Genomic DNA, 6508 nt, shown 5'->3' with positions numbered 1-6508 from the left:
GCTACAGTGTCATCTGCAAGGTTGGCTCACTTGACAAAACGGCAATCGGCGTACCGCCTGAGCACAAAATTCAGCCGGGATGCCACGAAGCTTTGTGTAACCCGATTCTTCAGGCCCGGCTCCTACATCAGGCCGGTACTGACCTTAATGTGATTGTCGGACTATGTGTCGGTCATGATTCGTTGTTTATCAAACACTCCGCCGCCCCGGTCACCACTCTCATCACCAAGGACAGGGTGTTAGGCCATAATCCGGCAGCCGCCCTCTATACCAGCGGGTTCTATTATAAACGGCTATTACAAACAGAAAAGGAGTGAAGATTCATGGTTAACCATCGCTTGCTTACAACCAGTCTCCTGATTTTCCTAGTGATTAGCTTACTAACAGCAGGTTGTGGCCAGCAAAAAAACCAACAGACAGGCGCCCCCGCTGCACCTGCAGCAACCCCTACCGACAAAATTAAGTTCAACATCGGGTATCTGCCGGCTGTTGGTCATGTGTTATATTTTGTTGCCAAAGAAAAGGGGTTTTATGAACAGGAAGGACTTGATGTCGAACTGTTTCAGTTTACCAACTCGGGTGAAGGCCTAAACGCCATCAAAGCCGGTAAACTGGATGCCGGAGCTTTTGGCACCGCTGCGCCGCAAGTATTCATTGCTAAAGGTACCCCCTTTGTCAATATTGGCGGCATGCAAAGTGAAGGCCACGCCATTGTCACCAAGCCGGAAAACGCAGACCAATTTTCATCTTTACAAAATTTCATTGGCAAGAAAGTGGCTACCGTTCGCCTGGCAACCGGTGATGCTGTCTGGCGGTCAGCAATGTCAAAGGCCGGTATTGATTGGAAACATCAAGTAACCATCCAAGAATTGGATTCGCCGGCTGCCGTACTGGAAGCTGTAAAAAAAGGTGCAGCAGATGCTGGCCTTGTTTGGGTTCCTTTTTCGGAAATGGCAGAAAGACAAGGACTAAAAATTGTTTCCTGGTCGTCCCAACTCATGGACGGACATGTCTGCTGCCGGGTAGTTGCCTTGGAAGATAAACTCAAGAATAACCCAGAGGCCTATATCCGCTACTCCCGCGCCAGCATTCGCGCTTATGACTTCTATCGTAACCACCCTGCGGAAACCTTAGATATCATCAGTAAATATGTTAAATTAGATAAAGAATTGCTCGAAAAAGCTACGTATAGCGGTCACATCCACAGCATTCCGGACCCTGACAAAAAACGCTTTACAGCTTTTTGGGAAGCCATGAAAGCCGCTGGCTACATTGAAAGTGATATAGATATCACTAAACATGTTAATAGCACTATCTACAAAACAGCACTTGACCAGTTAATCCAGCGTGAACCACAAAATCCAACCTATCAACAATTGCTTAAGGACTTTGAGGCAAACAACCTATAGCCGACTCCGTGCTGCCGCTTACTAGACGCATTAACGTTTGACAGCCAGGTAGCAACGTCAGCGGAGAGTATGAATACAAGTAATACCAATATGGAAGGAGAATGCTTGTGGCACTATTGACCCTAGACTCGGTATCGCTTACCTATCCAGGCGATGACCGTCCGGCCATTGCCAACCTGTCACTCACCATTGAGCCCGGCGAGTTTTTGGCAGTCGTTGGCCCCAGCGGTTGCGGCAAAAGTTCAACCATCAGGCTGTTGGCCGGACTGACACCGGCTACAAGCGGTCTGCTGACACTAAATAATAGCCCGATTCTCGCCCCTGGGCCTGACAGAGCGGTAGTATTTCAAGACTATTCCCTCTTCCCCTGGATGACGGCCCTTGATAATATTCGTTTTGTACTCAAAGAATCAGGCCGGGCAGCAGGTAAAGCGGCGCAGCAGAAAGCCAAAAAACTGCTCGACATGGTTGGACTAAGCAGTTACATCCACAAATACCCTGGGGAACTCTCCGGCGGCATGCGGCAACGAGTAGCCATTGCCAGAGCTTTTGCCCTGGATGCCCCTGTCTACCTTATGGATGAGCCTTTTGGTGCTGTAGACGCTAAGACCCGAGTAAGCCTGCAAGATTTGCTGCTTACTCTCTGGGCAGACAGCGGCACCAAAAAAACCATCTTTTTGGTAACCCATGATATTGACGAAGCCTTATACCTCGCCGACCGGATTGCCGTGTTCACTCCCGGCCCTGGCAGAGTGCTGAAAACCATTGACGTTCCTTTTCCCCGGCCCAGGCGGCGTTTTTTTCTGGTGCAAGATCCGCGTTATATCCAATTGCGCAATGAAATCCTCTCCTTGTTGCAAAAGGAAATCATGGAAGAACTCCAGCAAGTCGAAGGAGGTGCCGGCATATGAGCCAAACCAGCCGCGACCGTCTTGCGCTAGGTATTGCCATTCTCCTACTCTGGCAGCTAAGCACTGCCTGGTTAAAATTGCTTGATCCTCAGTTATTTCCTCAACCGTTGCAAGTCCTCAGCTTACTGATCGAAGACCGCCAGGTATTTTTGAAAAGTTTGCTCAGCTCCTTTAAACTGCTGTTGTGGGGGTATTTTCTGGCCGCAGCGCTTGCCATCCCGCTTGGACTCATTGTTGGCTGGCAGCGGCGGCTGCGGCTAGCCATAGAACCAGTTACCAATATCTTAGGGCCAATTCCCCCCATTGTTTACATTCCCTATGCCATTGCCATCCTGCCAACATTTACGCACTCTTCCATCTTTGTTATCTTTATCGGTGCGTTTTGGCCGTTATTCATCAACACTATTGCCGGAGTAGAAGCACTGGAAAAAAATATTATTGATTCCGCCAGAACCATCGGTGTCAGTAGAAAGTCGCTGCTTATCCATATTCTTTTACCGGGAGCCATGCCTCATATTGTCAGCGGTGGCGCCATCAGTATGGTACTGGCATTTATTTTGTTGACAGCCGCCGAAATGATCGGCGCCACCAGCGGGCTGGGATGGTATGTAAAATATTTTTCCGATTTTGCCGACTATCCCCGGGTAGTTGCCGGGATAATTGTTATCGGTATCGTCGTATTGTCGCTCATGACCTTATATCATCGATTTACCGGGTATCTGCTGAGATGGCGCAAGTAATAAAAGGCTGCCTTTATAGGTGTAATACCTATCAGGCAGCCTTGCTTGCTGCAAAGCAGTAGTGGTACCTTCTGTAATACTACTCTTGCTGGTTGGAGAGTTTGCTTTCGGCAGTAGCATTTACGCGGCTATTGAGCTGGGCAATATGCCTGTCCATATCCTGGGCCATTTGTTTAAACATAGCCTGGGCACTTGTATCTTCGGTAGCAGTAGCAAATGTTGCATAAGTTCCTTTAGCAGCTTCAGCAGCAGCCAGTGCTTTCTCTAAATCTTTTTTTACTGTCACAGTACCAGCCTCCTTAATAGTAATACATGCTGCGATCTCCCTTGAATATTATTGTTCAGCTTGCTTTGCCTTATAAGTGGAAGTATTTCACACCAAGAAATATTTTTGCTTTAGCCATGCACCCAAACTACTAGTTTCCAGCCAGTAGCATATAATTGTAAAAATTGAGTATGCTGGAGGTTACTGTGGTATTTTTTTACGCCCTGCTTGCAGTATTTTGCCTAGGCTTAGCCCCCTTATTCGGGAAATCCGTCCTTCACAATATAAATCCTGTCACCACTTTAGTTATTCGCACCTTCATTGCCACTGGCTTAGTCAGTGTTTGGCTACTTGTTACGAAGACCCATATCGGCTTTACAACCATCTCGCTTTCCGGTTGGTTTATGATTGGAATGGAAGCCCTCTTAGCAGCCGTGCTAGGTGAATTAGCCTATTTTTATGCCCTTGAAAAAGGGGATGTTTATGAGATTGCCGTTCTTATGTCCTGTGCGCCGCTGGTAACCATCATCTTGGGTAATATCTTTCTAAGTCAACCATTGTCACTACGTCAGTTTATTGGGGCCTTAATAGTCACAGTCGGTCTAATCATATTATGCGGCGACTAATCCTGCGAGTTATTATTACTATTTTTACTACTATAATTGGAAGGCGTCTTGCAATTCACAAATAATTGTCCTTTGGAGTCAATCCCGGCATAGGTTACCTCAGATATATCTGCAATATGTTTTCTTGCTAATTGTTCTTCCAGCCAAGCTTTTGTTAGGTTTTGTTTGCGCAAATTTCGCTCAATAATAACCCCATCCATAATCAATTCCACTGGAAATACAGGATCAGGTACGTGAATATTCAGATCACTTTTCGTTACAGGCTGGTAATCAGTCTTTTTTATGACACTTAACTTGCCGGTGGTTTCCAGTATCGCATATTGTACTTCAGCAGGATCCAAGACCCCTTGCTCACGCAATTGGGAATGCAGCTCATCTAAATCATAACGCAGCACATGCATGTTTTCTTCAATAATTTTTCCGTTCTCGATCACAATGGTTGGCGACCCATCAATCAATTTTCTGAGGGGTCGATTTTTTACGGTAATAAACGATACCCCATAAGTAAGTGCCACAAATAAAATTAGGTCATAATAGTGGTTCCACACTTTATCGGCCTCGGCAGCGGCAATATTGGCCGCAAGCGAACCAATGGTAATACCACTAATATATTCATAAAATGTTAATTGGCCCACCTGGGTTTTTCCCAGTACCCGAGTAAAAATTAGCAAACTTATGAATACTAATGAGGTCTGCCATGTATCGCGGATAAATTCTTGCCATTCCATAGTATTTTCTCCTTTATAAACCCATATGGTATTAGAGTGCGCAAAAACCAAGAAGATATTCTGTCGTTTGGCTCAATATTCCAGCTAACCATTTTTCTGAATGAACCATACTAAAAGTAACAATACTATCACCAACGGGGGCATGATATGACAGTAGCTTCTCAAGTCAAACAGACGTTAGCTACCTTAAAAGGAACGCAGTCCTAGATTATCTGTCCCTGAAAAGTACCGAATGAATCGGCAGCCAGTTGGAAACACTAGGAGTATCTCTGGATAATGTTTTCATCGGACAAGTAGACTCATCCGGTGACTTATACCTGGACTTGTATGATAACGCCAACAAATATATTCCCGCCATGCTGAAACCATGAACCAACTGCTAAATAAACTTAACCTTATTTATTGCGCTAGAAGGTGATGATAATGTCAATTATTAAAAACAAGAACCTGACCCCTGCACAGCAGCAATACCAAGACTTTGCCAGTGCCAGAGAACCACAGCGCCCCATTCTAAAAAATTGCATCCGGGCGTTTATCGCCGGCGGCATTATCTGCACAATTGGTCAAGGAATCCAATGGTTCTTTATGACATACTTTAATTTTGATGAAAAATCAGCAGGCGATCCTACCGTTGCCGTCCTGATTCTGCTTTCGGTGATACTTACCAGCTTGGGATTATATGATCACATAGCCCAATGGGCAGGTGCCGGCAGCGCTGTTCCGGTTACTGGTTTTGCCAATACCATTGCCTCTGCATCGCTTGATCATAAAAGTGAAGGATTTGTGTTAGGAGTCGGAGGCAATATGTTTAAAATCGCCGGACCGGTCATTGTGTATGGCGTCTTTTCAGCGTTCGTGGTGGGTATTATCCGTGTAATTATTACATCATTAGGTGAAATGTGATATGCTGCAAGGTCAACAAACATGGGTATTTGACAAGCAGCCAGTCATCATCGGTTCGGCAGCGATTGGCGGACCGTTTGAAGCCCAAGGTAATTTGGCGCAAGATTTTGATTTGCTGCATGATGATATCTGGCTTGAACAGGACAGCTATGAACAAGCAGAAAGACAGTTATTAGAAGAGGCTTGTGAAACTGCCATCAAAAAAGCAGGATTAAAAAAGGAAGATATTCAGTTTTTTCTCTCAGGTGATCTTATTAACCAAATTATTCCCAGCAGTTTTACCGCCCGCACCCTTGGCATTCCTTATTTAGGCATCTATGGAGCCTGTTCCAGTTCCATGGAAGGCCTTTCCCTAGCCTCACTTATGGTGGATAGCGGTTTTGCCCACAATGCACTTGTCGCTACCTCCAGTCATAACGCCGCTTCGGAAAAGCAATACCGGTATCCTACCGAATACGGCGCCCAAAAACCACCTACTGCGCAGTGGACAGTGACCGGGGCTGGCGCCGCCGTGGTAGCCAGTCAAGGCGAAGGGCCGCGGGTTATCGCCTCGACCATTGGTCGGGTAATAGACATGGGGCTTTCTGATCCGTTTAATATGGGTGCCGCAATGGCACCAGCTGCTGTAGACACCATCGAATCCCATTTCCGAGATTTACACATCTCCCCCGACCACTATGATCTTATTGCAACAGGTGATTTAGGAAAGGTCGGTCATCGCATTGCCAGCGATTTGCTTACCAGACACGGACTTAAAATTCCGGTGGAAAAATTAACTGACTGCGGAATTTTAATGTACAAGAGTGACCAGCCGGTGTTAGCCGGCGGCAGCGGTTGTGCCTGTGTGGCCACAACAACTTTTGGGCATCTATTAAATCGGATGCGCAAAGGAGAGATTAAACGAATGCTGATCATAGCCACCGGTG

General features: G+C 46.2%; 9 protein-coding genes. 7 read left to right on the top strand and 2 right to left on the bottom strand.

The window, feature by feature from the left end:
* The 4 genes from AC29Z1_RS11475 to AC29Z1_RS11460 form a co-directional block, all read left to right on the top strand.
* Positions 1-317 (top strand): DUF1847 domain-containing protein (locus tag AC29Z1_RS11475; protein WP_488271597.1); only part of this gene is annotated, 317 nt, incomplete at its 5' end.
* Positions 318-323: 6 nt separating this feature from the next.
* Positions 324-1409, top strand: a complete 1086-nt coding sequence (locus AC29Z1_RS11470) for an ABC transporter substrate-binding protein (RefSeq protein ID WP_488271596.1) — start codon at positions 324-326, stop codon at positions 1407-1409.
* Positions 1410-1516: 107 nt separating this feature from the next.
* Positions 1517-2320, top strand: a complete 804-nt coding sequence (locus AC29Z1_RS11465) for an ABC transporter ATP-binding protein (RefSeq protein ID WP_488271595.1) — start codon at positions 1517-1519, stop codon at positions 2318-2320.
* The gene (locus AC29Z1_RS11460) at positions 2317-3060 is read left to right on the top strand and encodes an ABC transporter permease (RefSeq protein ID WP_488271594.1); all 744 of its coding nucleotides are present in this window, start codon (positions 2317-2319) and stop codon (positions 3058-3060) included. The genes AC29Z1_RS11465 and AC29Z1_RS11460 overlap by 4 nt, the downstream gene beginning before the upstream one ends.
* Before the next feature lie 79 nt (positions 3061-3139).
* On the opposite strand, the gene AC29Z1_RS11455 is transcribed toward AC29Z1_RS11460, so the two are convergent.
* Positions 3140-3346 (bottom strand): DUF1657 domain-containing protein, encoded by a 207-nt coding sequence (locus tag AC29Z1_RS11455; RefSeq protein ID WP_488271593.1) that lies wholly within the window; start codon positions 3344-3346, stop codon positions 3140-3142.
* A 170-nt stretch (positions 3347-3516) separates the two neighbouring features.
* On the opposite strand from AC29Z1_RS11455, the gene AC29Z1_RS11450 reads away from it, so the two are divergent.
* A complete protein-coding gene (locus AC29Z1_RS11450; protein ID WP_488271592.1) occupies positions 3517-3951 on the top strand; it encodes an EamA family transporter in 435 nt (144 codons plus the stop codon).
* Here AC29Z1_RS11450 and AC29Z1_RS11445 read toward each other — a convergent pair.
* Positions 3948-4679 (bottom strand): DUF421 domain-containing protein, encoded by a 732-nt coding sequence (locus tag AC29Z1_RS11445; RefSeq protein ID WP_488271591.1) that lies wholly within the window; start codon positions 4677-4679, stop codon positions 3948-3950. The two genes, AC29Z1_RS11450 and AC29Z1_RS11445, sit on opposite strands and share 4 nt — an antisense overlap.
* A gap of 423 nt (positions 4680-5102) precedes the next feature.
* Between AC29Z1_RS11445 and spoVAC the strand changes: the two genes are divergently transcribed.
* Both spoVAC and spoVAD read left to right on the top strand, forming a co-directional pair.
* Positions 5103-5582, top strand: a complete 480-nt coding sequence (gene spoVAC / locus AC29Z1_RS11440) for a stage V sporulation protein AC (RefSeq protein WP_488271590.1) — start codon at positions 5103-5105, stop codon at positions 5580-5582.
* Position 5583: 1 nt separating this feature from the next.
* The coding region (spoVAD, locus tag AC29Z1_RS11435) for a stage V sporulation protein AD (RefSeq protein WP_488271589.1) at positions 5584-6508 on the top strand (925 nt) is incomplete at its 3' end.

Source organism: Sporomusa sp. (genome assembly GCF_057736855.1).
Note: the sequence above shows the minus strand (reverse complement) of the source record. Positions and strands in the feature narration are given on the sequence as shown.